This is a genomic window from Rhodanobacter sp. FW104-R8, from assembly GCF_001617365.1.
Classification (GTDB): Bacteria; Pseudomonadota; Gammaproteobacteria; order Xanthomonadales; family Rhodanobacteraceae; genus Rhodanobacter.
On sequence record NZ_LVJR01000117.1, the window covers coordinates 1 to 26116 of the forward strand.

At 68.9% G+C, this 26116-nt stretch carries 24 protein-coding genes; 13 read left to right on the forward strand and 11 right to left on the reverse strand.

Annotated elements, in window-relative coordinates:
* Positions 1-353: 353 nt before the first annotated feature.
* Positions 354-1565: a tyrosine--tRNA ligase gene (gene tyrS / locus RHOFW104R8_RS15120; RefSeq protein ID WP_068096298.1), complete on the reverse strand. Its 1212-nt coding sequence runs from the start codon at positions 1563-1565 to the stop codon at positions 354-356.
* Positions 1566-1749: 184 nt separating this feature from the next.
* Here tyrS and RHOFW104R8_RS15125 point away from each other — a divergent pair, with 184 nt between their 5' ends.
* The gene (locus tag RHOFW104R8_RS15125; protein ID WP_068096300.1) at positions 1750-3195 is read left to right on the forward strand and encodes an OapA family protein; all 1446 of its coding nucleotides are present in this window, start codon (positions 1750-1752) and stop codon (positions 3193-3195) included.
* A gap of 13 nt (positions 3196-3208) precedes the next feature.
* Positions 3209-4339: an anhydro-N-acetylmuramic acid kinase gene (locus RHOFW104R8_RS15130; protein ID WP_068096302.1), complete on the forward strand. Its 1131-nt coding sequence runs from the start codon at positions 3209-3211 to the stop codon at positions 4337-4339.
* On the opposite strand, the gene RHOFW104R8_RS15135 is transcribed toward RHOFW104R8_RS15130, so the two are convergent.
* The 3 genes from RHOFW104R8_RS15135 to RHOFW104R8_RS15145 form a co-directional block, all read right to left on the reverse strand.
* On the reverse strand, positions 4309-4620 hold the full coding sequence (locus RHOFW104R8_RS15135; protein WP_068096304.1) for a hypothetical protein: 312 nt from the start codon (positions 4618-4620) through the stop codon (positions 4309-4311). The genes RHOFW104R8_RS15130 and RHOFW104R8_RS15135 overlap by 31 nt on opposite strands.
* 137 nt (positions 4621-4757) lie before the next feature.
* Positions 4758-6074: an AmpG family muropeptide MFS transporter gene (locus RHOFW104R8_RS15140; RefSeq protein ID WP_235604456.1), complete on the reverse strand. Its 1317-nt coding sequence runs from the start codon at positions 6072-6074 to the stop codon at positions 4758-4760.
* Entirely contained in the window at positions 6064-6834 is a 771-nt protein-coding gene (locus RHOFW104R8_RS15145) for an exodeoxyribonuclease III (RefSeq protein ID WP_068096307.1), read from the reverse strand. Before RHOFW104R8_RS15145 ends, RHOFW104R8_RS15140 begins: the two co-directional genes overlap by 11 nt.
* A gap of 165 nt (positions 6835-6999) precedes the next feature.
* On the opposite strand from RHOFW104R8_RS15145, the gene pyrE reads away from it, so the two are divergent.
* Both pyrE and RHOFW104R8_RS15155 read left to right on the forward strand, forming a co-directional pair.
* Positions 7000-7647 (forward strand): orotate phosphoribosyltransferase, encoded by a 648-nt coding sequence (gene pyrE / locus RHOFW104R8_RS15150; protein ID WP_068096308.1) that lies wholly within the window; start codon positions 7000-7002, stop codon positions 7645-7647.
* A gap of 118 nt (positions 7648-7765) precedes the next feature.
* Positions 7766-8407, forward strand: a complete 642-nt coding sequence (locus tag RHOFW104R8_RS15155; RefSeq protein ID WP_068096313.1) for a DUF4124 domain-containing protein — start codon at positions 7766-7768, stop codon at positions 8405-8407.
* A gap of 144 nt (positions 8408-8551) precedes the next feature.
* On the opposite strand, the gene RHOFW104R8_RS17915 is transcribed toward RHOFW104R8_RS15155, so the two are convergent.
* From RHOFW104R8_RS17915 to coaBC, 3 genes are read right to left on the reverse strand one after another with little or no spacing between them, the layout of a single operon-like run.
* Complete coding sequence (locus tag RHOFW104R8_RS17915) at positions 8552-10864, reverse strand: phosphomannomutase/phosphoglucomutase (RefSeq protein ID WP_068096315.1); 2313 nt, start codon at positions 10862-10864, stop codon at positions 8552-8554.
* A 56-nt stretch (positions 10865-10920) separates the two neighbouring features.
* On the reverse strand, positions 10921-11379 hold the full coding sequence (gene dut, locus RHOFW104R8_RS15165; RefSeq protein WP_068096317.1) for a dUTP diphosphatase: 459 nt from the start codon (positions 11377-11379) through the stop codon (positions 10921-10923).
* On the reverse strand, positions 11376-12581 hold the full coding sequence (coaBC, locus tag RHOFW104R8_RS15170) for a bifunctional phosphopantothenoylcysteine decarboxylase/phosphopantothenate--cysteine ligase CoaBC (protein ID WP_068096318.1): 1206 nt from the start codon (positions 12579-12581) through the stop codon (positions 11376-11378). Before coaBC ends, dut begins: the two co-directional genes overlap by 4 nt.
* A 96-nt stretch (positions 12582-12677) precedes the next feature.
* Here coaBC and radC point away from each other — a divergent pair, with 96 nt between their 5' ends.
* The 5 genes from radC (at position 12678) to RHOFW104R8_RS15195 (ending at position 18088) form a co-directional block, all read left to right on the forward strand.
* On the forward strand, positions 12678-13349 hold the full coding sequence (radC, locus tag RHOFW104R8_RS15175; RefSeq protein WP_068096319.1) for a DNA repair protein RadC: 672 nt from the start codon (positions 12678-12680) through the stop codon (positions 13347-13349).
* Positions 13350-13853: 504 nt separating this feature from the next.
* Positions 13854-15566, forward strand: a complete 1713-nt coding sequence (gene argS / locus RHOFW104R8_RS15180) for an arginine--tRNA ligase (protein WP_068096320.1) — start codon at positions 13854-13856, stop codon at positions 15564-15566.
* Positions 15566-16270, forward strand: a complete 705-nt coding sequence (locus RHOFW104R8_RS15185; RefSeq protein WP_068096322.1) for an SPOR domain-containing protein — start codon at positions 15566-15568, stop codon at positions 16268-16270. The genes argS and RHOFW104R8_RS15185 overlap by 1 nt, the downstream gene beginning before the upstream one ends.
* Positions 16271-16475: 205 nt before the next feature.
* On the forward strand, positions 16476-17243 hold the full coding sequence (locus tag RHOFW104R8_RS15190; protein ID WP_068096323.1) for a hypothetical protein: 768 nt from the start codon (positions 16476-16478) through the stop codon (positions 17241-17243).
* An 89-nt stretch (positions 17244-17332) separates the two neighbouring features.
* On the forward strand, positions 17333-18088 hold the full coding sequence (locus tag RHOFW104R8_RS15195) for an SDR family NAD(P)-dependent oxidoreductase (protein WP_068096325.1): 756 nt from the start codon (positions 17333-17335) through the stop codon (positions 18086-18088).
* 33 nt (positions 18089-18121) lie between these two features.
* On the opposite strand, the gene RHOFW104R8_RS15200 is transcribed toward RHOFW104R8_RS15195, so the two are convergent.
* The 3 genes from RHOFW104R8_RS15200 to speA all read right to left on the reverse strand — a co-directional run bounded on the left by RHOFW104R8_RS15200 (position 18122) and on the right by speA (position 22121).
* On the reverse strand, positions 18122-19306 hold the full coding sequence (locus tag RHOFW104R8_RS15200; RefSeq protein WP_068096327.1) for a patatin-like phospholipase family protein: 1185 nt from the start codon (positions 19304-19306) through the stop codon (positions 18122-18124).
* The gene (locus tag RHOFW104R8_RS15205; protein ID WP_068096328.1) at positions 19306-20106 is read right to left on the reverse strand and encodes a 3-hydroxybutyrate dehydrogenase; all 801 of its coding nucleotides are present in this window, start codon (positions 20104-20106) and stop codon (positions 19306-19308) included. Before RHOFW104R8_RS15205 ends, RHOFW104R8_RS15200 begins: the two co-directional genes overlap by 1 nt.
* A 125-nt stretch (positions 20107-20231) precedes the next feature.
* Positions 20232-22121 (reverse strand): arginine decarboxylase, encoded by a 1890-nt coding sequence (speA, locus tag RHOFW104R8_RS15210; protein ID WP_068096330.1) that lies wholly within the window; start codon positions 22119-22121, stop codon positions 20232-20234.
* A 285-nt stretch (positions 22122-22406) separates the two neighbouring features.
* On the opposite strand from speA, the gene speE reads away from it, so the two are divergent.
* Positions 22407-23276, forward strand: a complete 870-nt coding sequence (gene speE, locus RHOFW104R8_RS15215) for a polyamine aminopropyltransferase (protein WP_068096332.1) — start codon at positions 22407-22409, stop codon at positions 23274-23276.
* Positions 23277-23362: 86 nt separating this feature from the next.
* Here the strand turns inward: speE and RHOFW104R8_RS15220 are convergent, their stop codons facing one another.
* Positions 23363-23557, reverse strand: a complete 195-nt coding sequence (locus tag RHOFW104R8_RS15220; protein ID WP_068096333.1) for an antitermination protein NusB — start codon at positions 23555-23557, stop codon at positions 23363-23365.
* Positions 23558-23721: 164 nt separating this feature from the next.
* Between RHOFW104R8_RS15220 and RHOFW104R8_RS15225 the strand changes: the two genes are divergently transcribed.
* The 3 genes from RHOFW104R8_RS15225 (at position 23722) to RHOFW104R8_RS15235 (ending at position 26061) form a co-directional block, all read left to right on the forward strand.
* Positions 23722-24762: a hypothetical protein gene (locus RHOFW104R8_RS15225; protein ID WP_068096335.1), complete on the forward strand. Its 1041-nt coding sequence runs from the start codon at positions 23722-23724 to the stop codon at positions 24760-24762.
* A gap of 136 nt (positions 24763-24898) precedes the next feature.
* Complete coding sequence (locus RHOFW104R8_RS15230) at positions 24899-25534, forward strand: ParA family protein (protein ID WP_068096337.1); 636 nt, start codon at positions 24899-24901, stop codon at positions 25532-25534.
* 53 nt (positions 25535-25587) lie between these two features.
* Entirely contained in the window at positions 25588-26061 is a 474-nt protein-coding gene (locus RHOFW104R8_RS15235) for a histidine phosphatase family protein (RefSeq protein ID WP_068096339.1), read from the forward strand.
* The last annotated feature ends 55 nt before the right edge of the window (positions 26062-26116 follow it).

Below are 26116 nucleotides of genomic sequence, written 5' to 3' on the forward strand. Positions count from 1 at the left end.
CTCCAGCACAAGACGTCCACACAATTCACCTGCGCACACTGTCAAAGATCTTCACCGCATCGACCACCCTTTCGGGGATCGCTCCGAGACCTTTCGTCCCGGGTGAGCCGCCCATTCTACATCGCTTTTTACGTCCGTCAACACCTCAGAAGAAGCTTCTTCGATGCCCCGTCAGCTCGTCTGACGACGTTGGGCGACTGCGGGGCGCGAATAATACGACGTGGGATTATTTTGGCAAGCGTTTCTTCAGAAGAATCTCGCGCAAGTGTTGCAAACGGCTGAGTCGTCGCGAGATTTTCCCTGTGCCGGCAGGCACGCCAGCCCGGGCGGGCGGCGCCGGATCAACCCACGGTTCAGGCGGAGACGAGCCGGACGCGAGCGAAATTCCGCTTGCCCACCTGCAGCACGCCCTCGAAGCCGGCGCCAAAGACGCGCTGCGCATCCTCGACGACATCCGCGTCGATGCGCACGGCACGCTCCTTCAGCTTGCGGTTCGCCTCGGAGTTGCTCGCGGTGAGACCGGCCGCAGTCAGCAGAGCGGCCAGACGGATGCCCTCGGCGGGCACCGCGATGTCCGCCTGCGGCAGCAGCGAGGTATCGCCTTCGCCTCGCACCACCGCCTGCCAGCCGGCGATCGCCTGCTCGGCGGCGGCCGCATCGTGGAAGCGCGTGGCCAGTTCGCGCGCCAGCCGCAGCTTGGCGTCGCGCGGGTTGAGTGTGCCGCCGGCCACATCCCGCTTCATCCGCGCCAGCTCGTCCAGCGTCACCTCGAAGCTGAGCAGCTCGAACCAGCGCCACATCAGCTCGTCGCCGATCTTCATGGTCTTGGTGACGATGTCGATCGCCGGCTCGTTGATGCCGATGTAGTTGCCTAGCGACTTGGACATCTTGTTCACGCCGTCCAGGCCTTCCAGCAGCGGCATGGTCAGCACGATCTGCGGCGACTGGCCGTGATGCTCCTGCAGCGCGCGGCCCATCAGCAGGTTGAACTTCTGGTCGGTGCCGCCCAGCTCCACGTCCGCCTTCAACGCCACCGAGTCGTAGCCCTGCACCAGCGGATACAGGAATTCATGGATCGCGATCGGCTGCTGCGCCGCGTAGCGCTTGGTGAAATCGTCGCGCTCAAGCATGCGCGCCACGGTGTGCTGGGCGGCGAGCTTGATCATGTCGGCCGCATTCATCTTGCCGAACCACTCGGAGTTGAAGCGCAGTTCGGTCTTCTCGCGATCGAGCACCTTGTAGACCTGCTCGGCATAGGTCTCGGCGTTGGCCAGCACATCCTCGCGGGTAAGCGGCTTGCGGGTGACGTTCTTGCCGGTGGGGTCGCCGATCATGCCGGTGAAGTCACCGATCAGGAAGATTACCTGGTGGCCCAGGTTCTGGAACTGGCGCATCTTGTTCAGCAGCACGGTGTGGCCCAGGTGCAGGTCCGGTGCGGTCGGATCGAAGCCCGCCTTGACCCGCAACGGGCGACCGCCCTTCAGCCGTTCGGCCAGGTCTTCCCGCTTGATGATTTCGTCGGCGCCGCGCGCAATCGTGGCCAGCGCCTGGTCGAACTCGCTCATGCATTTCTCTCTGGAGGATGACGATGACGGGCAGCAGTCGGGATTGTGACTGCGCTGTCGGCGTTAATTGTGCGTTAACCGGGAATATCGCGCAAACCCTTGATGGAAAAGGCGTTGACGCCATTTACACATGACCGTTATGGTACGCGCAGTTTGCGACTTTGTATCGCGGGGCGCGTACGGCATGGCAGAAGAAAATCAGGGGGCGCGGCAAGCCCGCAGGCAGGCGATCTGCCGCAAAACGCTGCGTCGCCACTCCCGTTTCTACGAGCGTTGCGCGCACTGGTCGTTCAACCGTTCGGGCGAAGTCGAACCGATCCGCTGGCACCGCGAGCGACTGGTGCTCGCCGGCACCGCGCTGCTGATCACCCTGTTGTCCGGCTTCATCATGCCCGCCTGGGCCAGCGCCATGCGCCCCGCTCCCGCGCCGGAACTGCATTCGTTGCTGCCGCTGGCGTTGCCCAAGGTCGCACCGCCGGATGCCTCGGCCGCCACCGTCGACGAATGGCAGGTGGTACGGGTGCAGCCCGGCCAGACGCTGTCGGATATCTTCACCGCGCGTGGCCTCGGCATGGCCGACCTGCAGAAGGTGCTGGACGCCGCCGGTGACGCCCGATCCGCGCTGCACAGCATCCGCCCGGGGGAGGAATTCGACTTCCTGCTCGGCGCCGACGGCAGCCTCAACGGCTTCCGCTTCGACCGCGACCAGGCCAGCCGCGCGACGGTCCGCTTCGACGGCACGCAACCCACCGTGGCCGTCCAGCAACGCGACATGGACCTGCGCGAACAGGTGGCGCACGGCGTGATCCGCAGCAGCCTGTACGCCGCCGGCGACCAGGCCGGCATGGACGCGGCGATGGTGGGCAAGCTCGCCGACCTGTTCAAGTACGACATCGACTTCGTGCAGGACCTGCGCGAGGGCGACAGCTTCACGGTGATCTACGACGACATCTATCGCGACGGCGTGCGCTACGGCCAGGGCAACATCATCGCGGCGGAGTTCATCAACCAGGGCAAGCGCTATACCGCCTACCGCTTCAGGAAGGCCGACGGCAGCTACGGCTGGTACAGCGAGGACGGCCGGCCGATCCAGAAATCGTTCCTGCGCATCCCGGTCGACTTCACCCGCATCTCCTCGCAGTTCAGCGTCGCGCGCATGCACCCGATCCTCGGCCGCATGCGGGCGCACAAGGGCGTCGACTACGCCGCGCCCAGCGGCACCCCGATCCATGCCGCCGGCGACGGCGTGATCAAGTTCCACGGCTGGGAACGCGGCTACGGCAATTTCGTGGTTATCCAGCACAACAGCAGCATCAGCACCGCCTACGGCCACATGTCGCGCTTCGTGAAAGGCCAGCGCGTGGGCGAGCGCGTGCGCCAGGGAGAGGTGATCGGCTACGTCGGCATGACCGGCCTGGCCACCGGCCCGCACCTGCACTACGAATTCCGCGTCAATGGCGCGCAGCGCAACCCGCAGACGGTGACCCTGCCCAAGCCCGAGCCGCTGCCCGCCGCGCAGATGGCGCGCTTCAAGGCCGAGGTGGTGAAGCCGCAGCTGGCGCGACTGACTGAGCTGGACGCACGCATCAGGCTGGCGCGCACCGGCGCCCCGGCCAACCACGACAACTGAGCGCCCGCCGCGCATGGATGACGCCTCTGCGCTTTACATCGGGCTGATCTCCGGCACCAGCGCCGACAGCATCGATGCCGCACTGATCGGCTTCAGTCGCGGCGTACCGCAACTGCAGGCGAGTCACGCGCACCCCTGGCCGGAGGATCTACGCAGCCGGATGCTCGCGCTGGCCCAGGGCGAGGGCGCACTCGACCTGGATGCATTCGGACGGCTGGACGTCCAGATCGGCCACTGCTTCGCCGATGCCGCGACACAACTGCTCGAGCGCAGCGGCACGCCGGCAGCGGCCGTCCGCGCGATAGGTTCACACGGCCAGACGCTGCGCCATCGCCCCACCGGCGAATACCCGTTCACCCTGCAGCTGGGCGACCCCAGCGTGATCGCCGAACGCTGCGGCATCGACGTGGTGGCGGATTTCCGCCGTGCCGACGTCGCGGCAGGCGGGCAGGGCGCGCCGCTGCTGCCGGCGCTGCATGCGATGCTGCTGGCGCGCCCAGGGCATGCACGGGTGGTGCTCAACCTCGGCGGCATCGCCAACATCACCGCGCTGGGCGCCGACGGCAGCGTGTTCGGCTTCGATACCGGCCCGGCCAACGGCCTGCTCGACGCCTGGTGCCTGCGCCAGCGCGGCGAACCGTTCGATCGCGCTGGCGCGTATGCCGCCAGCGGCCGCGTCGACGCCGGCCTGCTCGATGCGTTGCTGGCCGATCCCTACTTCGCGCTGCCGCCGCCGAAGAGCACCGGGCGCGAATACTTCCATCTGGACTGGCTGGCCGCGCGCGCACCGCGCGCCACGCTGGACCCGGCCGACGTGCAGGCGACGCTGCTGGAGCTCACCGCGCGCAGCATCGCCTCGGCGATCGCCCGGCACGCGCCGCAGGCGCAGGAGGTGCTGGCCTGCGGCGGCGGCGTGCACAACAATGCGCTGATGCACCGCCTTGGCGAACTGCTGGCGCCGCGTGTGTTGCTGGGCACCTCGCGCTACGGCATCGACCCGGACTTCCTCGAAGCCACCGCGTTCGCCTGGCTGGCGCGGCAGCGCCTGCTCGGCCTGCCCGGCAACCTGCCGACGGTGACCGGCGCCCGCGGGCCGCGGGTGCTGGGTGCGATCTATTCCGCGCCCGCCGCGCGCCCGGCATAGCCGATGCTTTCCGGCGCCAGTTGAGTCGGCCGGGTCTGCGCCAGCGCGCGCAACGCTTCCTGGAACACCCCCTGTTCCGCGGCCTCCCAATCGCCATCGAGGACCGCCAGTGCATCGGGGTCACGCAGACTCTCGCTGAATTGCTGCGCGGCCGAGATGCCCAGGCCGCAGCGCAGGGCGTGCAGCATCACGTCATTGATCGAGCACTGGCGATCCCTGGCCAGCGACCTGATGCGCTCGACGAGCAGGCTGTCGATATGCTGCAGGATCATGTCCGGCATAAGCGTCACTCCGTGTTACACATGCCCTGTGTCGCGGATCCTTGCACAACCGCCGCCGCGGTACACACCGCGATGACGATTTCGTGGCCGACTTGGCAATTCCGCTGTGAACGCAGCCACGCCCGGCCATCGACGACCTAGGCGGCGCCTTCCGCCGCCGCACGCGCACGCTCTTCGCCGCGGAAGTATCGCCACAGGCCGGCGAACAGCAGCACCGACGGCAGCACCGCCAGCACCGTGATGACGAAGTAGCCGCCGTAGCCGGTGGCGGTGGCGATGCCGCCGGCGAAGAAGCCGAGCAGCTTGCCGGGCAGGTTGACCAGCGAGCTCAGCAGCGCGTACTGGGTGGCGGTGTGCTGGCGGTTGACCAGCGAGGAGAGGAACGCCACCGTCGGCGGCCCCAGCATGCCCAGGGTAAGGTTCTCGCCGGAGATCACCAGGGTCAGCACCAGCAGGTCGCCCGGATGGTCGATCAGCAGCAGGTACAGCAGGTTGCTGCAGCCACACAGCACGATGGTGGCGCCGAGCGGGCGCCACGCGCCCCAGCGTGCCACCGCGGCACCGCCGAGGAACACGCCGACGATGCCGATCCAGATCCCGTAGATCTTGGTGATCGTGCCGATCTCGGTCTTGGAGAAACCCATGTCGCGGTAGAACGGGCTCATGATGCCGCCGATCGTGGCCTGCTCGGGTATCTTGAACAGCAGCAGGAACAGCAGCGTCACGCCGGCCAGAACCCAGCCGTAGCGGCGGAAGAAATCGGCGAACGGATCGATCACGCTCTCGCGCATCGCATCGCGCCAGCACGTGGCCCGTACCCGCAGCACCTCCGGCTCGCGCGCGACCAGCGTGGTCGCCAGCGGCACCGCCATCGCCAGCGCCATCAGCGCGTAGACCAGCCGCCACGGCAGGTGGTCGGCCAGGATCAGCGCCACCGCACCGGCCAGCAGCAGGCCGATGCGGTAGCCGAGCGAGTAGGTGGCCACCAGCGCGCCCTGCGCCTCGATCGGTGCGATCTCGATGCGATAGGCATCCACCGCGATGTCCTGGGTGGCGCCGAAAAACGCCACCGCCAGCGTGGCGGCGACGAACGGCACCAGCTGCTGCGGAGTCAGCACGGCCATCGCAATCAGGCCCGCGGTCACGCCCAGTTGCGCGAACAGCAGCCAGCCGCGGCGCTGGCCGAGGCGGCCGAAGCCGGGGATCCGCCCATGGTCGAGCAGCGGTGCCCACACGAACTTGAACGCATAGGTCATGCCGGCACTGGCGATCATCGTGATGTCTTTCAGCTCGATGCCGTTTTCCTTCAGCCAGTACGCCAGCGTGCCGGCCACCAGCAGGAACGGCAGGCCGGAGGAGAAGCCGAACAGGAACATCGTCCACGCCGCCGGTTGGGCGAACGCCCGCCATACCGACGGCTTCGCCGGCTTACGCGCCAGCGGCTCAGTCGGCATAGTCGACGGTATATGGCGCGTGGTCGGAGAAGCGCTCGTCGCGGTAGATCGAGCAGGCCTTCAGGCGCTCGCGCAAGCTTGGCGAGACGACCTGGTAGTCGATGCGCCACCCCACATTGTTCGCCCGCGCCTGGCCGCGGTTCGACCACCAGGTGTATTCGACCGCGTCCGGCTTGATCGCGCGGAAACTGTCTACCCAGCCGCGCTCGCGGAACAGCAGGTCCAGCCATGCGCGCTCTTCCGGCAGGCAGCCGGAATTCTTCTGGTTGGAACTCCAGTTCTTGATGTCGTTCTTGGTGTGCACGATGTTCCAGTCGCCGCAGATCACGTAGTCGCGGCCGCTCTTCAGCCACGCATCGAAGATCGGCGTGATCCACTCCATCGCCTTGAACTTGAACTGCTGGCGCTCGTCGCCGGAGGAGCCGGACGGGAAGTACAGCGAGACCACGCTGAGCTGGCCGAAGCGCGCCTCGATGTAGCGCCCCTCGTTGTCGAACTCGTCCCAGCCCAGTCCGGTGAGTACCTGGTCGGGCTCGCGCCTGGCGTAGATCGCCACGCCGCTGTAGCCCTTCTTGCTGGTCGCGTCGCGATAGAAGCAGTGATGGCCGTCGGGGCGGAACATCGGGTCGGTGAGCTGGCCTTCCTGCGCCTTGGTCTCCTGCAGGCAGACCACGTCGGCGCGCTGACGCCGCAGCCACTCGAACACGCCTTTGCTGGCGGCCGAACGAATGCCGTTGGCATTGAAGCTGATGATGCGCATGCGAACTCCTCGGGCGGCGGATCATCATAGCAACCATACCGGCCCGGTCCGTCCTCCGCGCGGGCGCCAGCGCCGGCTTCGTCCGCGACGGCTGTACCATGGCGGCCGTGCCGGCCCGCAGCGCCCGCTGTCGCGGCCCGACTTCCACCGTTTGCGAGATTTTCCGTGCACGACTACCAGCGCGACTTCATCGAACTCACCCTGCGCCGCGAGGTGCTGCGCTTCGGCGAATTCACCCTGAAATCCGGCCGCCAGAGCCCGTACTTCTTCAACATGGGCCGGATCGACTCGGGCGCTGCGCTGGCCCAGCTCGGCCGCGCCTACGCCGCCGCCGTGATGAACTCCGGCATCGCCGTCGACATGCTGTTCGGCCCGGCCTACAAGGGCATCGCGCTGGCCGCCGCCACTGCCATTGCGCTGGCCGATGGCCACGGCCGTGACCTGCCGTGGGCATACAACCGCAAGGAGGCGAAGGATCACGGCGAGGGTGGGGTGCTGGTCGGTGCACCTCTGGAGGGCCGGGTGCTGATCGTGGACGATGTGATGACCGCCGGCACCGCGGTGCGCGAGTCGCTGGCGCTGATCCGCGCCCATGGCGCCAGCCCGGCCGGCGTGCTGATCGCGCTGGACCGGCAGGAGCGCGGGCAGGGCGAGCGCTCCGCCGCGCAGGAGCTGGCGGCCGACTACGGCATCCCGGTGATCGCGATCACCAGCCTCGACGACGTGCTGGCATATGCCGGCGAACGGCCGCAACTGGCGGCCGAACACGCCCGCCTGCTGGCCTACCGCGAACGCTACGGCGTCCGGCGCTGATCCCGGCTTCCGGCCGGCGCACTCCAGCGAACCCGGTCACAGTGGCGATCATCGCCGCCGGCACCGCGGTAGGCAGCGCGATGACGGCGGCTATACTTGGCCTTCCAAGGGGGAGTTCATGCGTAATACCTTGCTCATCGCCGCTGCCGCCATGCTGCTCGCCAGCCTGTCCGTGCGCGCACAGAACAGCGGCAACATCCGCTACAAGTGGCATGACGCCCAGGGCCTGATGCATTTCAGCGACAGCCTCACCGCCGAGGCGATGAAGTACGGCTATGACCTGGTCAACGACCACGGCATGGTGGTGCAGCACGTGCCGCGTCAGCTGACCGCCGAGGAACGCGCCGCCGCCAACAAGCTGGCCGCCGAACAGGCCGCCAGGCAGCGGGCCGCGCAGGAGCAGGCGAATGCCGATGCCCAGATGCTGTCGGCCTACCCGGACGAGGAGTCATACAAGATCTCGCTGCAGCAGGTGCTGGACACCATCGACCAGCAGATCCACACCACCCAGATCAACCTGCGCAGCCAGGAGAAGGCGCTGACCGACCTGCTCGGCCGCGCGGCCGATATCGAGAACGCCAAGGACGCGGTGCCCAAGACCCTCGCCGACAGCATCGCCCAGCAGCGCAACGTGGTCGCCGGGCAGCGCACTACGCTGCGCCGCCAGCAGGCCTTGCGGGAACAGACCGTGCAGTCGCAGGCCAAGCAGCGGGCGCATTACCGCGAACTCAAGGCAGCCCAGGCGCAGCCGGCACAGTAACGTCCGCCACGGAACCGGCCGCGGCGAGGCGCCTCTCCCGCCATGACGCGACGGGCGTATTCCCGTCCACGCACGAGCCTGTCTTCCGCAGCGGCAAGCGGGCGCATTCGCGCGGGCCCCGGCGACGGCGGGGTCCGCGGCTTTTCAGAAGGGCAGATTCAGCGTGGCGTCCACCGCCAGCAGCTGCCTGCGGAAGACCTGCTGGATCCGCTTCAGCGCAGCCGGGTTGTCCGCTTCGAACCGCAGCACCAGCACCGGCGTGGTGTTCGACGCGCGCACCAGGCCCCAGCCGTCCGGCCAGTCCGCGCGCAGGCCGTCGATAGTGATCAGGCTGGCGCCCTCGAAGCTGGCCTGCTGGCGCAGCTTGTCCATGAAGCGGTAGTGCTCGCCCTCGGCCAGCTCGACCTTCAGTTCCGGCGTGGAGGTGCTCTTGGGCAGGGTGGCGAAGATCTCCTCCGCGCTGCGCCCCTCCAGGTCGCCGGCGAGGATCTCCAGCAGCCGCGCGGCGGCGTAGATGCCGTCGTCGAAGCCGTACCAGCGCTCCTTGAAGAAGAAGTGCCCGCTCATCTCGCCGGCCAGCTCGGCGCCGGTCTCGCGCATCTTCGCCTTGATCAGCGAATGCCCGGTGCGCCACATCAGCGGGCTGCCGCCGGCGTCCAGGATCTGCCCCTTCAGGTGGCTGGTGCACTTCACGTCATAGATGACCGTGGCACCGGGCTGGCGCGACAGTACGTCGCGCGCGAACAGCATCAGCAGGCGGTCCGGATAGACGATCTCGCCGGAACGGCTGACCACGCCGAGCCGGTCGCCGTCGCCGTCGAACGCCAGGCCGAGATCGGCGCCGGTCTGCCGCACGGCGTGGACCAGGTCCTCCAGGTTGTGCGGGTCGGACGGATCCGGGTGATGGTTGGGGAAGGTGCCGTCGACGTCGCAGTACAGCGGCACCACCTCGCAGCCGACGCCTTCCAGCAGTTGCGGCGCGATCGCGCCGGGAATGCCGTTGCCGCAGTCGACCACCACCTTCAGGCGGCGCTCGGCCAGCACGTCGGAGACGATCTTCTCGATATAGTCCGGCACCACGTCGACCTGGCGCACGCTGCCGCCGCCACCGCCGGCCAGCGCGCCGCTGGCGATGCGCTGATACAGGTCCTGGATCGCGCCTTCGGACAGCGTCTCGCCGCCGACCACGATCTTGAAGCCGTTGTAGTCCGGCGGGTTGTGGCTGCCGGTGACCGCCACGCCGCAGCCGGTGTTGAAGCGGTAGGCGGCGTAGTACACCACCGGGGTCGGCACCGCGCCGATGTCGATCACGTCGACGCCGGCCTCGCGCAGGCCCTCGGCCAGCGCACCGGCCAGCTCGGGTCCGGACAAGCGGCCGTCGCGGCCCACCACGATCTCGCGCAGACCCTTCTCGCCCATCAAGGTGCCGATCGACTGACCCAGTACCCGTGCCACGTCGCGGTTCAGGCTCTTGCCGACCACGCCGCGCACGTCGTAGGCGCGGAAGATGCTCGGATCCATGCTGGCCGGCGCGGCGACCGGCGGCGCGGGCGGCAGCTCCGGCGGCTTGACCCGGGCCGGAGCGGCCTGGCGGGCCGGCAGCGGCACATCGGGCTCCTCGGCCTCCGGCTCCGCTTTCCAGCGCAGGCGCAGACGCAGCAGGTGGATGCCGCCGCCAAGGCCGAGCAAGGCCAGCAACCCGCCCAGCAGCCACGACCGCGGCAATACGATGAAGGCGCCCGGCAGGCCGGCGCCCACGCTGAACGCGCTGCCGGGAACCGGCTTGCCGACCGCCTCGGCCTCGGCCGAAGCCGCGCCATGCGAATACAGCTGCACGTTGCCGCGATCGTCGCCCTGGCGCAGGTCGAGCCGGCCGCCGGCCGGGGAAACCGCATCGAAACGCTGCTTCAGCGGCGCGAACGGCAATTCGATCCAGGCCCAGGCCTGGGCCTGCTGCGGCGGCCCCAGCGGAATCACCAGACTCAGCCGACGGTCGCCGCTGCCATAGGAGACGCTCTGCACCGGCGGGATCCCATCGGCACTCTGCGCCCCCATCAGCTGAGCCGCCTTGGCATAGCCGAACACGCGATAGTTGGCGTGCAGCACCTCGCCCAGGTCGCCGCTGTACAGCTCCAGCTTTTTCACCTGCGGCAGGCGCTGACGCAGCGCCGCGGCGGATTGCGCCGGGGCGCTCATCAGCGTCGCCGGATCCACCGAGGCGAGCACCTTCTCGACCGCGGCGCGCTGGCCGGCGATTTCCTCGGACAGCGCCTTGACCGCCTCGTCCTGGGCCAGGTGTACCTGCCGGACCGCGTCGCCTTCGTCGGCGATCAGCCAGGTCTGCCAGGCGCAGAACAGCCCCAGCAACAGCAGGGCGGTGCCGCCAGCCAGGGGCAGCAGGTCCCGCCAGTCGACCTGGAAGCCCCGCAGCCGTTCTTTGCCGATGTTCAACGCCATACCCGCCCCCGCGGCTGTACTTCAGGCCGGACCGCTGCTGCCGGGCCGACCCCCGATTATTGGACGCCGGTCGAGCCGAACCCGCCGCTGCCGCGTGCGCTCGGCGCGAAATCGGCCACGATGTTCAGCCGCGCCTGTGCCACCGGCACCAGCAGCAGCTGGGCGATGCGGTCGCCCACGGCGATGGTGTACGCCCGGCTGCCGCGGTTCCAGCACGAAATCATCAGGGGCCCCTGGTAGTCGGCGTCGATCACGCCGACCAGGTTGCCCATCACCAGCCCATGCTTGTGGCCCAGCCCCGAGCGCGGCACGACCAGCGCGCACCAGCCCGGATCGCCGATGTGGATGGCGATGCCGCTGGGCACCAGCGCACTCTCGCCTGGTTGCAATGTCAGCGGCTGCTCCAGCGCGGCGCGCAGGTCCATGCCGGCACTGCCGGCGGTGGCAGCCTGCGGCAGCGGAATGCTGTCGCCCAGGCGCGCATCGAGGATCTTCAGCTCGACATCGATCGTCATCCGCGCGTCGCCCGGTAGCGCTCGGCCACGTGGGCAACCAGCTGGCATGCCAGCTCGGGCTTGGCCGCGCGCGGCAGCTCCACCGCACCGCCGGCCCAGTACAGGGTCAACGCATTGTCGGCAGCCTCGAAACCGAGGCCGTCGCCCACCTGGTTTGCCGCGATCATGTCCAGCCCCTTGCGCTGCAGCTTGTCCTGCGCATAACCCGCCACATCATGCGTCTCTGCGGCGAATCCGACCAGGAACGGGTGCGCGGTTTGCGCCGAGAGGCTGGCCAGGATGTCCGGATTCTCGCCCAGGCGCAGCACCAGGTCGCCGCCGTCGCGCTTCTTCAGCTTCTGCGTGGATACCTGCTGCGGGCGGTAGTCGCCGACCGCCGCCGCGCCGATATAGATATCCGCCTGCGCTGCCGCCTGCAGCACCGCCGCGTGCATCTGCGCCGCGCTGCGCACGTCGACGCGACGCGCCACGCCGGCCGGCGTGGCCAGGCCCACCGGCCCGGCCACCAGGGTCACCTCGGCGCCAGCCTGCGCGGCAGCCGCGGCCACCGCGAAACCCATCTTCCCCGAGCTGCGGTTGCCGATGAAGCGCACCGGGTCGATGTCCTCGTAGGTGGGACCGGCACTGACCACCACCTTCAGCCCGGCCAGCGAGCGAGCGCCGAACGAGGCCACCAGCGCGTCGCGCAACTCGTGCGGCTCCAGCATGCGGCCGCTGCCGATGTCGCCGCAGGCCTGGTCGCCGGATGCCGGCCCGAGGATCAACGCGCCATGCCGGCGCAGCGTGTCGAGGTTCGCCTGCACCGCCGGGTGCGCCCACATCTGCTGGTTCATCGCCGGCGCCAGGTACAACGGCGCGGCGCTGGCCAGGCACAAGGTGGTCAGCAGGTCATCGGCCAGGCCATGCGCCAGCCGCGCCAGCAGGTCGGCGCTGGCCGGCGCCACCAGGATCCGTTCGGCCCAGCGCGCCAGTTCGATATGCCCCATCGCCGCCTCGGCCTGCGCGTCCCACAGGCTCGCCCGCACGGGCTGGCCGGACAGCGCCTGGAACGTGGTCGGGCTGACGAAGCGGGTGGCGCCCTCGGTCATCACCACGCGCACCTCGGCGCCGAGGTCGCGCAGGCGGCGGACCAGTTCGCAGGACTTGTAGGCGGCGATGCCGCCCGACACTCCGAGCAGGATGCGGCGTTGGGCAAGACTCATGTAGGGCGGGCCTGACAATCGGGCAGACACGTAGCTTACCGGATTCGTTCGCGCGTACCGCTGCCCGGCGACGGCGGCCTCGGGCACGGTACGGCCATGAGCATCCGTCACTGGCCCGAAGGGGAACGCCCCCGCGAAAAATTGCTGGCACGCGGTTGCGGCGCGCTGTCCGACGCCGAGCTGCTGGCGGTGCTGCTGGGCAACGGCAGCCGCGGCAAGGACGCGCTGGCGCTGGGCCGTGAACTGCTGGCCCACGCCGGCAGCCTGGGCGCACTGCTGGCCCGGCCCGAGCGGCCGATCCGCGTCGGCGGACTGGGTCCGGCCAAGCGCGCGCGGATCGCCGCCGCGCTGGAACTGGCCCGGCGCAGCCTGGCCGAACAGCTGCTGGAGAAGCCCAGCCTGGGCAACCCGCGCGACAGCGGCAACTACCTGCGCGCGCAATTGCGTCACCTGCCCTACGAGGTGTTCGGCTGCCTGTACCTGGACAACCGCCACCGCGTGCTGGCGTTCGAGGAACTGTTCCGAGGCACCGTGGACGGCGCCAGCGTGCATCCGCGCGAGGTGGTGCGGGCCTGCCTGCAACACAACGCCTGCGCGGTGATCTTCGCCCACAACCATCCTTCCGGCGTGGCCGAACCGAGCGCCGCCGACCGGGCGATCACCCATGAATTGCGCGATGCGTTGCAACTGGTCGGCGTGCGCGTGCTCGACCACCTGGTGATCGGCAGCGGCGAGCCGGTGTCGATGGCCGCCCGCGGCCTGCTCTGAATGCCACCCCACAAAAAAACGGCGTGGCATGAGCCACGCCGCGAGGCCGATTGTGGGAGGTGGGGGAGAGCGGCATCCCCGGGCCGTGACATGGAGGGGAGTTCATGCCCCGGCCTGATCAGTGTCGCAGTGCCGCATGACGAAGGCATGACGCCTGCACTGAGCGGAAGTGTCGCCAAGTCGCGGGAACTTATGCACAAAGCGACAACACCGGCACCTGCCAGGCCCATCCACCCATCGACTCTAGATTGATTATGTAGCTGATTGATTTAAATCAATAATTTATTCTTGCCGCGGGATAATCGGTGCCCGCAAGCCGGTACCGCATCATGGCTTGCCGCTTTCCCCACAGACTTATCCACAGACCGGCTCGCGGCGGCGCATCATAATTTGGTCATACCCGGATCAACGCATTGACCCGCATCGCCACCGCCCATGACGGCGCGTTTCGTCACGGGTCGGTCTGTTAGGATTGGCGGTTCCATCACGAAACCGACCCCACCCGTGAAAGAACAGCTGCGCGAACTGGTGCTGCAGGCGATCCAGACCCTGCAAGGCACCGCCACCTTGCCCGCCGACCTGGTCCTGCCCGGTTTCGTGATCGAGCGCGCGCGCAGCCGCGAGCATGGCGATTTCGCCAGCAACGTGGCGATGCTGCTGGCCAAGCATGTCCTGAGCCCCGTCGAAGGGACGGCGCGTGCCAAGCCGCGCGAACTGGCCGAGAAACTGGTTGCCGCCCTGCCGGCGAACACGCTGGTGGAGAAGGTCGAGATCGCCGGCCCCGGCTTCATCAACTTCTTCCTTGCGTCGGGCGCCTACCACGCCGAAGTACGCCGGATCTTGGCCGAAGGCGACGCCTACGGGCGCAGTGTCAGCGGCCGCGGCAAGACCGTGGGCGTGGAGTTCGTCTCGGCCAACCCGACCGGACCGCTGCACGTGGGCCACGGCCGCAACGCGGCGATCGGCGACTGCCTGAGCCGGCTGCTCGACGCCACCGGCTGGAACGTGAAGCGCGAGTTCTACTACAACGATGCCGGCGTGCAGATCGCCAACCTGGCGATCTCGGTGCAGGCGCGAGCCCGCGGCATCACGCCGGACGACAGCAACTGGCCGGAGAATGGCTACCGCGGCGACTACATCGCCGACGTGGCCCGCGCCTACCTCGATCGCGAGTCGGTGCTGGCGGACGGCGAGACGGTGACCGGCGCCGGCGACGTGGACAACCTCGACGCAATCCGCCACTTCGCCGTGGCCTACCTACGCCGCGAGCAGGACCTGGACCTGCAGGCCTTCGGCGTGGGCTTCGACACCTATTTCCTGGAGTCCTCGCTGTACAGCGACGGCAAGGTGGAGGAGACCGTGCGCGAACTCATCGCGCACGGCCATACCTACGAGGAAGGCGGCGCGCTCTGGTTGCGCACCACCGATTTCGGCGACGACAAGGACCGCGTGATGCGCAAGTCCGACGGCACCTACACCTACTTCGTGCCGGACGTGGCCTACCACCTGTCGAAATGGCAGCGCGGCTACGGCAAGGCCATCACCGTGCTGGGCTCGGACCATCACGGCTCGCTGGCGCGGGTGAAGGCCGGCCTGCAGGCGCTCGATTGCGGGATTCCCAGGGGCTACCCCGACTACATGCTGTACCAGATGGTCACGGTGATGCGCGGCGGCGAGGAGGTGAAGATCTCCAAGCGCGCCGGCAGCTACGTCACCCTGCGCGACCTAATCGACGAGGTCGGCAAGGACGCCACGCGCTACTTCCTGATCTCGCGCAAGTCCGATTCGCAGCTGGTGTTCGACATCGACCTGGCCCGCTCGCAGTCGAACGACAACCCGGTGTACTACATCCAGTACGCGCATGCCCGCGTCTGCAGCGTGCTGCGCCAGGCGCCGGAGAAGGGCTTCACCGTCGACCTCGCCGACGGCTTGGCCAACCTGGCCCGGCTGGACAACGAGCACGAGCAGATCCTGCTGACCGAGCTGTCGAAGTACCCCGAGCTGGTCGAGGCCGCCGCGGCGAACCTGGAGCCGCACCTGGTCGCGGCATGGCTGCGCGAGCTGGCCAACGCGTTCCACACCTACTACAACTCGCACCAGTTCCTGGTCGAGGACGCCGCACTGCGCAACGCGCGCCTGGCGCTGGTAGTGGCGACCCGCCAGGTGTTGAAGAATGGTCTGGATTTGCTGGGCCTCGGCGCCCCGGAGAAGATGTAATGGCAGCACGCAAGGGCAGGGGCCGGCAGGCCGTGCGCAACGGCAGCAACGGTTTCCCGGGCTGGGGCTACGCGGTCATCGGCCTGGTGGCCGGCGCGATCCTGATGGCGGTGTTGATGCGCGGCAGCCTGCTGACGGGCCTGCGCAAGAGCGACGGCCCGCAGGCGAACCCGCAGGCCACCGCCGAGCGCGGCAGCGCGCCAGGCATGCTCGAATCGGGTGCCGGGGACAACGCGCCGAAGAAGCCGCAATTCGATTTCTACTCGGTGCTGTCGGAGAAGGAAGTACGCATTCCCGACGCCGAGATCAGCGCGCAGGCGCGCGTCGAGCAGCAGCAGAAGCAGCAACAGGCGGCGCAGTTGCAGGCGCAGCGGGCCGCGCCGGCAGCGGCACCGGCGAACGCGCCGGCCACGGTCACCCAGGACGTCACCGCCGCACCGGCCAGCGCCATGCCGCAACCCGCGACCGGCAGCGGCTACCTGCTGCAGGTCGGCGCCTTCCCGAACGCCGCCGACGCCGAAACGCTGAAGGCGAAGCTCGCGCTGCAGGGCTTCGTCGCCAACGTGCAGTCGGTCAGCATCGGCGGGCAGACCTACAACCGGGTGCGCCTGGGCCCGTTCCGCTCGGCCACCGAGCTGGAATCGACCAAGCAGCGCCTGGCCGGCGCCGGGATCAACGCGATCGCACTGAAGGAAGGCCGCTAGGTTCCGCTCCCCGGCTACCCGGTCGCCCGAGGCCGCGCCCGCAGCGCGGCCTTTTTGTTGCCTTAAACACGCGTGAAGTCCGTCCACGGCAACCTTCACGCCCCGCTTCGCCGGCGCTGCGCACAATCGCCGCTGCGGTCCATTACACCGGCACGCAAGGGATGTCCTATCGACGCAAGGGGGCAAGTGCCCAGGGGAGGTTCACATGAAGATCAGCACAGTCTGGCTGGCGCTGGCGTTCGCGCTGGCGTGCACCGGCGCACAGGCGGCGGACAACGTGCGCGTCATCCGCGATTTCACCGACATGGTGGCGCCCGCCGACCAGCAGGCGTACGAGGCCGGCACCAAGAACTTCAACCAGTGCCTGCACCAGCACGGCTTCAAGTACAACTGGACGGCCTGGACGCACGAAACCGGCGATACCTACAGCTACTCCTATGTGTCCGACCCGGTGCCGTGGGCCAGCTTCGACGCCATGGACACTGCGATCAAGGCGTGCCTCGGGGTGATCAAGTCCGACGTCAACCCGCACCTGAAGAGCGAGTCCAGCGCGTTCCTGCAGGCGATGCCCGAGCTGAGCCACCAGCCCAAGGACATGGGTCCTGCATCGCCGTTCATCGAGGTCACCTACTTCACGCTCAAGTCCGGCCACCAGGCCGCGGAGACCTTCATGGCCGCCGCGAAGAAGATCGCCGCCGCCGCCACGAAGTCGAACTGGCCCCACTACTACCAGATCGGCCGGCTGGTCGACGCCGGCGACGGCGCACCCGACTTCATCCTGGTGATCCCCGGCAAGAGCTGGGCGGACCTGGGCACGGAACCCGACCCCGGCGTGTGGAAGATGGTCGAGAACGTGTACGGCAAGAGCGAAGCCGCCGCGATCCGACAGTCGATCGGCGACGTGGTCACGAAGGAGTCCTCGCACGTGGACAGCTACAACGCGGAGCTGAGCTACATCGCCTCCAGCAAGTGAGTCATGCCACCCGATCCGGACGGCCGGGACAGGAAGCACGGTCGCCCGGATTCGCGCGCGTCATCGTGCCTGCCACTACACTGGCGGCCATGACGACCAAAACTGCCTGGATCACCGGCGCCACCTCCGGGTTCGGCGCCGCCACCGTGGAACGCTTCGTGGCCGGCGGCTGGCGGGTGATCGCCAGCGGCCGCCGCATGGAACGGCTGCAGCAACTGGTGGCGCGCCACGGCGCCGAGCGCGTGCACCCGATGGCATTCGACGTTCGTGACGAGACGGCGATGCGCGCCGCGCACGCGGGCCTGCCGTCCGCGTTCGCCGGCATCGACCTGCTGGTCAACAACGCCGGCCTCGCGCTGGGCACCGCGCCGGCGCAGCAGGCCGACCTCGTGCAGTGGAAGCAGATGATCGACACCAACGTCACCGCGCTGGTGACGCTGACCCACCTGCTGCTGCCGCAGCTGATCGCGCGCCGCGGCGCGATCGTCAACATCAGCTCGATCTCGGGCAGCTACGCCTACCGCGGCGGCAACGTCTACGGCGGCACCAAGGCCTTCGTCACCCAGTTCTCGCAGAACCTGCGCGTGGACCTGCACGGCAGCGGCGTGCGGGTGAGTTCAATCGAGCCGGGCATGGCTGAGACCGAGTTCACCCTGGTGCGCACCGGCGGCGACCAGGCCGCCTCCGACCAGCTCTACGCCGGCGTCCACCCGATCACCGCCGGCGACATTGCCGACACGATCTGGTGGATCGCCAACCTGCCGCCGCACCTCGACGTCACCCGGTTGGAAATCATGCCGACCAGCCAGTCGGCGGCGGGGCTGCAGGTGGCTCGGGATGGCTGAAGGCTTGCGCCGGCGCTGCCCGACCGCGAGCCTTCAGCCGCCGTTGCCGCGATGCACGTCGTGGGTCACGAAGGGATGTTCGGGATCCGGCACGGCCAGCCAGTGCGGGTGCGCCAGTGTGTGGCGCATATCGTCCCGCCCGCTCTGCCAGTGGCCGCGCATGCTGGCGGCGCTGAACTCGTAATCCTTGAAATGGCCTTCGTGCGGCCGGTCCTGGTAGATCAGGTGGATCACGTTGGTCAGCGCCACCGCCGAGCGCGCCTCGGCATGGCGATACGCCGGGTCGCTGCGGCGCTCGGCCGGCACCAGCGCCATCACGTCGTGCAGCAGGCGGCGGTGTTCCTGCGTGCGGCGCATGAACTCGGTGACCAGCCGGGTGCGGCTGGAGTACTGGATCTCCTTGCTGCGCTCGGCCACGTCGGCGAGGTCGCGCGGCAGCGTGCCGCGGGCACTCCACAGATCGACCTGGAACACCAGCGTGTCGCAACCGGGGCGTTCGCTCAGCACTTCGTACAGCGGGGTGTTGGAGACCATGCCGCCATCCCAGTAGAACTCGCCGTCGATCTCCACCGCGGGGAAGCCCGGCGGCAGCGCGCCGGAGGCCATGAAGTGCTCGGAACGCAGGCGTTCGCGGCGATTGTCGAAGTAGGCGAAGTTGCCGCTGCGCACGTTCACCGCACCCACCGCCACGCGCATCCCGCGCGGATCGTTGAGACGGTCGAAATCGGCCAGCCGCTCCAGCGTGCTGCGCAGCGGCGCGGTGTCATACCAGCTCACGCTGCCCGGCGTGGCGTGGGCACCCATGAACGGCGACGGCTGGCGCGGGCGGAAGAAGCCGGCCTGGCCTTCGGTCATCGCGCGCCAGGCAGCCAGGCCGCTCAGTCCGTTGAGCCATGACGTGGGCCACGCCACGGCGTCAAACCAGGGCAGCGCCGGCGTGTCCGGCCACAGCGGCGGGCGGCAGATTGCCTCCCAGAACTCGCGCAGCCGCTCCACCCGTCGCTCGGGCGCGTTGCCGGCGATGATCGCCGCGTTCAGCGCGCCGATCGAGATGCCGGCCAGGCGGGTGGGCTGCAGGCCGGCCTCGTCCAGTGCCTCGAACACACCGGCCTGGTAGGCGCCGAGCGCGCCGCCGCCCTGCAACACCAGGGCGACGGTACGGTAATCGCGGGCCACCGCCGCGGCCAACGACCCCGCCGGATCGTGCGTGGCCGCCATTACTGCATGAACCAGCCGTGGCTGACCACGATGCTCTGGCCGGTCAGCGCGGCGGACGGGAAGGTGGCCAGGTACAGCGCGGTCTGCGCGATGTCCTCCACCGTGGTGAAGACGCCGTCGACGGTGTCCTTCAGCATCACGTTCTTGATCACGTCGGCTTCGCTGATGCCCAGCTCCTTCGCCTGCTCGGGAATCTGCTTCTCGACCAGCGGCGTGCGCACGAAGCCGGGGCAGATCACGTGCGAGCGCACGTTGTGCGGCGCGCCTTCCTTGGCCAACGTGCGTGCCAGGCCGAGCAGGCCGTGCTTGGCAGCGACGTAGGCGGACTTCAGCTTCGATGCCTCGTGCGAGTGCACCGAGCCCATGTAGATCACGATGCCGCCGCGGCTCCTGCCGGTACCGTCATCCTGGTACATGTGCTGCAGCGCTGCCTTGGTGGTGAGGAAGCCGCCGTCGAGGTGGATCGCCAGCATCTTCTTCCAGTCGGCGAAGGCGAACTGCTCGATCGGGTTGATGATCTGCACGCCGGCGTTGGAGATCAGGATGTCCAGACGGCCAAATGCAGCGACCACCTTGTCGGTGCCGGCGTTGACCGCCTCCTCGCTGGTCACGTCCATCGCCACGCCGAGCGCCTTGCCGCCGGCCGCATTGATTTCAGCCGCCACCTTGTCCGCGGCGTCCTGGTTGATGTCGGCGATCGCCACGCTGGCGCCGTGCTTCGCATACAGCTCGGCAATCGCCTTGCCGAGGCCGCTGGCCGCGCCGGTGATCAGGGCGACCTTGCCATTGAGACTTGTCATGCGTTGCTCCTTGGATGGGAATGGGGAAGGCGCGACCACGGCGGCGCGACCATCCACCGGATTGTAGGGACCGCCGCGACCGCCGCCATCGGACCTTGGGGCAGGCCGCGCGCCCCATCACGTCGTCAGCGGGCGTCCTCGGCCAGGTAGGTGTACGCGGTGAGCCCGCCGTCGAGCGCGTCATACAGCTTCGCGGCTTCGGCGCCGGTCACGCCCGCGCCGGCGATGCGTTCGCGGTAACTCCGGCGCAGCGCCTCGAGGTCGTAGCCGACGTAGTCGAGCATGAGGTCGGTGGTGTCGCCGCGGCGTATATGCGCGAAGGTGTAGCCGTCGCCCTCCACCCGCACGTTGACCGCGTCGGTGTCGCCGAACAGGTTGTGGATGTCGCCCAGCGTCTCCTGGTAGGCGCCGACCATGAAGATGCCGAGGCGGTAGCTCTCGCCGTGCCGCAGCGCGTGCAGCGGCAGGCTGACGTCGACGCCTTCGGCGTCGACGTAGTGGTCGATGCGGCCGTCCGAGTCGCAGGTGAGGTCGACGATCACGCCGCGCCGCGCCGGCCGTTCGTCCAGCCGGGCGATCGGCGCGATCGGGAAGATCTGCCCGATCGCCCACACGTCGGGGATCGACTCGAACACCGAGAAATTGACGAAGTACTTGTCGACCAGCTTCTCGTCCAGCTCGTCCAGCGCCTGCCGGTGCGAGCGCTCGGCGGGCAGCAGGCGGGCGCGCACGGCGTTGGCGATCGCGTAGTACATCTCGTCCAGCCGCGCGCGGTCGGCCAGCGCCAGCTGGCCCAGCGCGTACAGCGTCTGGCCCTCGCTGAGGTGATGCTGGGCCTCGTGGAACAGTTCCAGCGCGGGGCGCCGGTCGAGTTCCTCCCAGGTCTCGCGCAGCCGGCGCAGCACCGCGGGCTCGTCCGCGCACGGCGGCGGGATCGCGCCGGCCGGCACCGGCTCCACCTCGGTCACGTTGACCACCATCACCGCGTGATGCGCGGTCATCGCGCGGCCCGCCTCGGTGAGGATGTGCGGCGCGTCGAGCCCTTCGGCCTCGACCGCCTCGGCCAGCGACTGCACGATGGTCGAGGCGTACTGCTCGATCGAGTAGTTGATCGAGTTGTGGCTGCGCGAGCGCGAGCCTTCGTAGTCCACGCCGAGGCCGCCGCCCACGTCGACGATCTCCAGCGGCACGCCCATCCGGCGCAGCTCGACGAAATAGCGGGTGGCCTCGCGCATGCCGTTGGCGATGTCGCGTACGTTGGAGATCTGCGAGCCCATGTGGAAGTGCTGCAGCTTCAGCGTGTGCTTGAGGCCGGCGGCGTCGAGCCGCTCGACCAGGGTCAGCACCTGGTTCGGCGACAGCCCGAACTTGCCCTTGTCGCCGCCGGTGTTCTGCCACTTGCCGGCGCCGATCGAGGCCAGCCGCACGCGCACGCCGAGCAGCGGCTCCACGCCCAGCGCCTGCGCCTCGCTGAACACGTGGTCCAGCTCGGACAGCTTCTCGATCACGATAAACACGCGCAGGCCGAGCTTCCTGCCGATCAGCGCCAGGCGGACGTATTCGCGGTCCTTGTAGCCGTTGCAGATCACGATCGAACCGGGCCGCGCCATCGCCAGCACCGCCATCAGCTCGGGCTTGGAGCCCGCTTCCAGGCCGAAGCCGTGGCTGCCGGCGGCGACCAGCTCGCCGGCCACGCCGCGCTGCTGGTTCACCTTGATCGGGTAGATCGCGGTGTAGCCGCCGGCGTAGTGCCACTCGCCGATCGCCTTGGCGAACGCGCCCTGCAGCCGCGCCAGGCGATCGGCCAGGATGTCCGGGAAACGCACCAGCAGCGGCAGCCGCAGGCCCTCGGCGCAGGCGCGTTCGACGATCCGCGGCAGCGACAGCGCCGGGCCGTACGCGCCGCGCGGGCGCATCACGATCTCGCCGGCATCATCCACGTCCACGTAGCCGTCGCCCCAGTGCGGCACGGCGTAGGTGTGGCGGGCGGTGTCGACAGTCCAATGGTTCGCCATCAGCGTTGCTCCTCGCGCAAACGAATGATGTCGTCGCAGCGGCGAGCCTTGACGCTTTAGCTCTACACGAGCACGAGCCCGAGCGACCGGAAGCCTCGCACGCCGCGGGGCCGATCGGACTGGTCGGCGGCCGGCGCGCTGCGCCGGCCATGCCGAGCGCCATTGTAATGGGCGGCTGTGACGATATGCGCAAATCGCTACCGGGCGCTTTCGGGACGTTCACCGCCGTTGTCGCTACAATTGGCGGTCTTTGTCCTTCCACCCGGTACGCCAGGAACACCCGCCATGTCGCAGCAGCCCACCTCGAATGAAGCCAGCTGGTTCACCGAAGCCCACCAGGCTTCCGGTTCCTCCATCGGTTTCCGCACCGAGCAGCTGCTGCACGCGGAGAAGACCCCGTTCCAGACCATCGAGATCCACAAGACCACCGACTGGGGCAACCTGATGGTGATCGACGGCTGCGTGATGCTGACCAGCCGCGACAACTTCCTCTACCACGAGATGATGACCCACCCGGCGCTGTTCACCCACGCGCGCGCCAAGCGCGTGGTGATCATCGGCGGCGGCGACTGCGGCACGCTGCGCGAGGTGCTCAAGCACGAGGAAGTCGAGCATGCGGTGCAAGTGGAGATCGACGAGCGCGTCACCCGCCTGGCCGAGCAGTACTTCCCCGAGCTGTGCGAGGCGAACGGCGACCCGCGCGCCGAGCTGCTGTTCATCGACGGCATCAAGTACATGGCCGAGGCGGAGCCCGATTCGCTGGACCTGATCATCGTCGATTCGACCGACCCGGTCGGCCCGGCCGAGGGCCTGTTCAACGCCGCGTTCTACGCCAGCTGCCACAAGGCGCTGCGCCACGGCGGCCTGCTGGTGCAGCAGAGCGAATCGCCGCTGGTCCACCTGGAGCTGATCAAGTCGATGCGCTCGGCGATGCGCACCACCGGCTTCAGCGCGGTGAAGACGCTGCCGTTCCCGCAGCCGTGCTACCCCACCGGCTGGTGGAGCTGCACCATGGCGCGCAAGGGCGGCGACCTGTCCGGCTTCCGCGAGCGCGGCGCGCTCAGCAAGAACTTCCCCACCCGCTACTACAACGCCGAGATCCACAAGGCCGCGCTGGCCCAGCCGGAGTTCATGCGCGAGGCGCTGGGGGAGTAAGAGCAGGGATTCGGGATTCGGAAGAGCCGCGGCCTGCTGCTTTTCCGAATATCCAATCCCGAATCCCGAATCCCGAATCCCGTCGCTCAAAACATCTTCGAGCGCACCTTCGGCAGCAGCACCAGCAGCAAGGTGGCCAGCGGGCCGAACAGCAACGACAGCAGGAACCACAGCAGGCCGCTGCGGTTCCTGCCCTGTGCCAGCGCGGCATTGATCAGGGCCAGCGTACCCCAGCCGACAAACCAGGGTGCGCCGTCGGCGAATGTCGACAGATGATCCACTACGCGTCTCCCGAACGATGATCGTGGGGGGCGCGGCCCTGCGCCGGGGAACCCCATCCTAGCAAGCCTTGCCGCCCCGCTCCGTCTTCGCCGACCGATGGATCAGCCGCGCTTAATCCGCGGGAGGTATGCTGCGCGCTTTGCCCGATTGCGGAGCCGACCCCATGATGCGTGGATGGCATAGCCTCGCCCTGGCCTGCGCCCTGTCGCTGGCCGCCGCACCGGCATTCGCCGGCAAGACCCCCGCCGATAGCGCCCGCGCCACCCCGGACAAGGCGACCCAGGCCCGCGACAAGGCCCAGCTCGCGTTCCAGCGCGACCTGGTCAGCGTGCTGGCGCCGAACGACGACCCGCAACGGCTGCTCGGCGCCGCCCTGCTGGCCCGGCCGCTGTTCAATCAGCCTCCGGAAAACAGCTTCCACCGGCTGATCGAGCGCGCCACCCGCGCCGATGGCGCCGATGCCGCGCTGTTCTGGGCGCAACTGGCCGATTGCGACGCGCAGGCCGACGCCTGCCCGAACGCCGCCGCACTGGAACGCCTGCTCGGCCAGGCACCGGACAACGCCGCCGCATGGCTGGTCAAGCTCGGTGTCGACGCGCACGACATGAAGCAGGACGCCGCCCGCGAGGACCTGGCCAAGGCGGCCGCCGGCAAGCTGTACGACGACTACACCGGCACCAGCCTGAAGGCGCTGGCCAACGCTGTCGGCGTGCTGCCGCCGCCGCCCGCCGCGCTGGACCCGGCGCATCCGGGCGGAACGGCCGGCATGCAGGCCGTGCTGGTCTTCGGGCTGGCCGGCACCCAGCCGCAGCCGAGCCTGCCGCTGGTCGCCAAACTGTGCGAAAACGCCGGCGACGACGCCTCGATCCGGGCCGACTGCCTGAAGCTGGGCAAGACTCTCGAATGGGGTTCCAGCCCGCTCGCCCGCTCGCTCGGCCTGCACCTGCGCGAGGTGCTGGCCAAGGACCCGGCCCAGCAGCAGGACGCCCGGGACGCCCGTCGCCACCTGGTCTGGCAGGTGCAGAACTTCACCCGGCTGCTGGCCCAGGCACAGGACGAACCGGCGCTGGCCCAGCACCTGCTGGCCCTGGCCCGCAACGGCGGCACCGAGACGAGCCTGCTGCTGGCCGCCCTGCGCGACCGCAACATCCCCACCGAAGCCCCTGCCGACTGGCAGCCGGCGGGAGCGAGAAGCAAGAAATGAGGAGTGCGCAGTGAGAGAGAAGCCGAAGACGCGGCACGCCTCTCACTCCTCTCCACCCACTCCTCGCTCCACCCCCATTCCCCTTTCCCACCTTGCCCGCTAGGCTTGGACCACCTTCCGTGGCAGGGGTGATCCGATGCTTACGACGCTGGTGGCAAGCAGCAAGGGTGGTTGCGGCAAGAGCACGCTGGTGACGCAACTGGCGTCGCATTGGGCCCAGGCGGGGCAGCGCACCGCGATCATCGACGCCGACCGGCAGCACTCCAGCTTCCATTGGGCCGAACTGCGGCCCGACAGCGTACCCGGCGTGCTGGCCTTCGACAGCGGCCGGCGCAACCTGCAACGCGTGCCGGCGGACACCGAGCAATTGCTGATCGACACCCCCGCCGGCTCCGGTGAAGCCGAACTCGAGCCGTACCTCGACGCGGCGGACGTGCTGCTGGTGCCGGTGCTGCCCTCCTCGTTCGACCTCGATGCCACGCTGCGCTTCCTCGGCGAGCTGCAGTCGATCCGCCGCATCCACCGCGGCAAGCTGCCGGTGGCGCTGGTCGCCAACCGGCTCAAGCTGTGGACCCACGCCAGCCAGGACGCGCTGGCCCGGCTCGCCGAGCAGTCGCCGTTCCCGATCGCCGCGCAGCTGCGCGACAGCCAGGCCTACGTGCTGCTCGCCAGCCTCGGCAAAGGCATCTTCGACTACCAGTCCGAACAGGTCCGCAGCCACCAGCAGGATTGGAAGGCCCTGCTGCGCTGGATCAAGCGCCAGCAATCGTGAGGCGCGCCATGCCGGCGGCCGCGCGCCCCGCCAACCCATCCCCGGAGTCCTCCATGCACGAACTGATCCTGTTGCGACACGCCGAAGCCGTGCCGATAGAAACCGCCGGTGACGACCGCCAGCGACCGCTCAGCGCACGCGGCGAGCAGGAGGCGCAGGCCGCCGGGCTGTGGCTGGCCAACCACGGCTTGCGGCCGGACCGCGTGCTTTGCTCGCCGGCCCGGCGCGCCGGCGAGACCACCCGGCTGGCGCTGGCCGCGATCGACGGCGCGCCGGTGCCGCAGATGGCCGACGAAATCTACGACGCCTCGCCCGGCGAACTGCTGGCGCTGCTCGACCAGCAGGCCGGTGCCGGCACGGTGCTGCTGGTCGGCCACAATCCCGGCATCGAGCGGCTGGTTGCCCTGCTGGTGGAAGGTCGCTCCGACGAATTCCGCGGCATGCCGCCCGGCGCGCTGGCGGTGCTGCACCTCGGCGGCACGCTGGAACCGGGCAACGCCCGGCTGGACGCGTTCTGGTCGCCCTGACCGGCGCACACCCACGGTCAACGCACCAGGGACACGGACGCAACACGCGCGCCCC

Excerpts from the sequence above, each read along its gene's own strand:
- tyrS (WP_068096298.1), bottom strand. The coding sequence starts at position 1,565 with ATGAGCGAGTTCGACCAGGCGCTGGCCACGATTGCGCGCGGCGCCGAC.
- RHOFW104R8_RS15125 (WP_068096300.1), top strand. The coding sequence starts at position 1,750 with ATGGCAGAAGAAAATCAGGGGGCGCGGCAAGCCCGCAGGCAGGCGATC.
- RHOFW104R8_RS15130 (WP_068096302.1), top strand. The coding sequence starts at position 3,209 with ATGGATGACGCCTCTGCGCTTTACATCGGGCTGATCTCCGGCACCAGC.
- RHOFW104R8_RS15135 (WP_068096304.1), bottom strand. The coding sequence starts at position 4,620 with ATGCCGGACATGATCCTGCAGCATATCGACAGCCTGCTCGTCGAGCGC.
- RHOFW104R8_RS15140 (WP_235604456.1), bottom strand. The coding sequence starts at position 6,074 with ATGCCGACTGAGCCGCTGGCGCGTAAGCCGGCGAAGCCGTCGGTATGG.
- RHOFW104R8_RS15145 (WP_068096307.1), bottom strand. The coding sequence starts at position 6,834 with ATGCGCATCATCAGCTTCAATGCCAACGGCATTCGTTCGGCCGCCAGC.
- RHOFW104R8_RS15155 (WP_068096313.1), top strand. The coding sequence starts at position 7,766 with ATGCGTAATACCTTGCTCATCGCCGCTGCCGCCATGCTGCTCGCCAGC.
- RHOFW104R8_RS17915 (WP_068096315.1), bottom strand. The coding sequence starts at position 10,864 with ATGGCGTTGAACATCGGCAAAGAACGGCTGCGGGGCTTCCAGGTCGAC.
- dut (WP_068096317.1), bottom strand. The coding sequence starts at position 11,379 with ATGACGATCGATGTCGAGCTGAAGATCCTCGATGCGCGCCTGGGCGAC.
- coaBC (WP_068096318.1), bottom strand. The coding sequence starts at position 12,581 with ATGAGTCTTGCCCAACGCCGCATCCTGCTCGGAGTGTCGGGCGGCATC.
- radC (WP_068096319.1), top strand. The coding sequence starts at position 12,678 with ATGAGCATCCGTCACTGGCCCGAAGGGGAACGCCCCCGCGAAAAATTG.
- RHOFW104R8_RS15185 (WP_068096322.1), top strand. The coding sequence starts at position 15,566 with ATGGCAGCACGCAAGGGCAGGGGCCGGCAGGCCGTGCGCAACGGCAGC.
- RHOFW104R8_RS15190 (WP_068096323.1), top strand. The coding sequence starts at position 16,476 with ATGAAGATCAGCACAGTCTGGCTGGCGCTGGCGTTCGCGCTGGCGTGC.
- RHOFW104R8_RS15195 (WP_068096325.1), top strand. The coding sequence starts at position 17,333 with ATGACGACCAAAACTGCCTGGATCACCGGCGCCACCTCCGGGTTCGGC.
- RHOFW104R8_RS15200 (WP_068096327.1), bottom strand. The coding sequence starts at position 19,306 with ATGGCGGCCACGCACGATCCGGCGGGGTCGTTGGCCGCGGCGGTGGCC.
- RHOFW104R8_RS15205 (WP_068096328.1), bottom strand. The coding sequence starts at position 20,106 with ATGACAAGTCTCAATGGCAAGGTCGCCCTGATCACCGGCGCGGCCAGC.
- speA (WP_068096330.1), bottom strand. The coding sequence starts at position 22,121 with ATGGCGAACCATTGGACTGTCGACACCGCCCGCCACACCTACGCCGTG.
- speE (WP_068096332.1), top strand. The coding sequence starts at position 22,407 with ATGTCGCAGCAGCCCACCTCGAATGAAGCCAGCTGGTTCACCGAAGCC.
- RHOFW104R8_RS15225 (WP_068096335.1), top strand. The coding sequence starts at position 23,722 with ATGATGCGTGGATGGCATAGCCTCGCCCTGGCCTGCGCCCTGTCGCTG.
- RHOFW104R8_RS15230 (WP_068096337.1), top strand. The coding sequence starts at position 24,899 with ATGCTTACGACGCTGGTGGCAAGCAGCAAGGGTGGTTGCGGCAAGAGC.
- RHOFW104R8_RS15235 (WP_068096339.1), top strand. The coding sequence starts at position 25,588 with ATGCACGAACTGATCCTGTTGCGACACGCCGAAGCCGTGCCGATAGAA.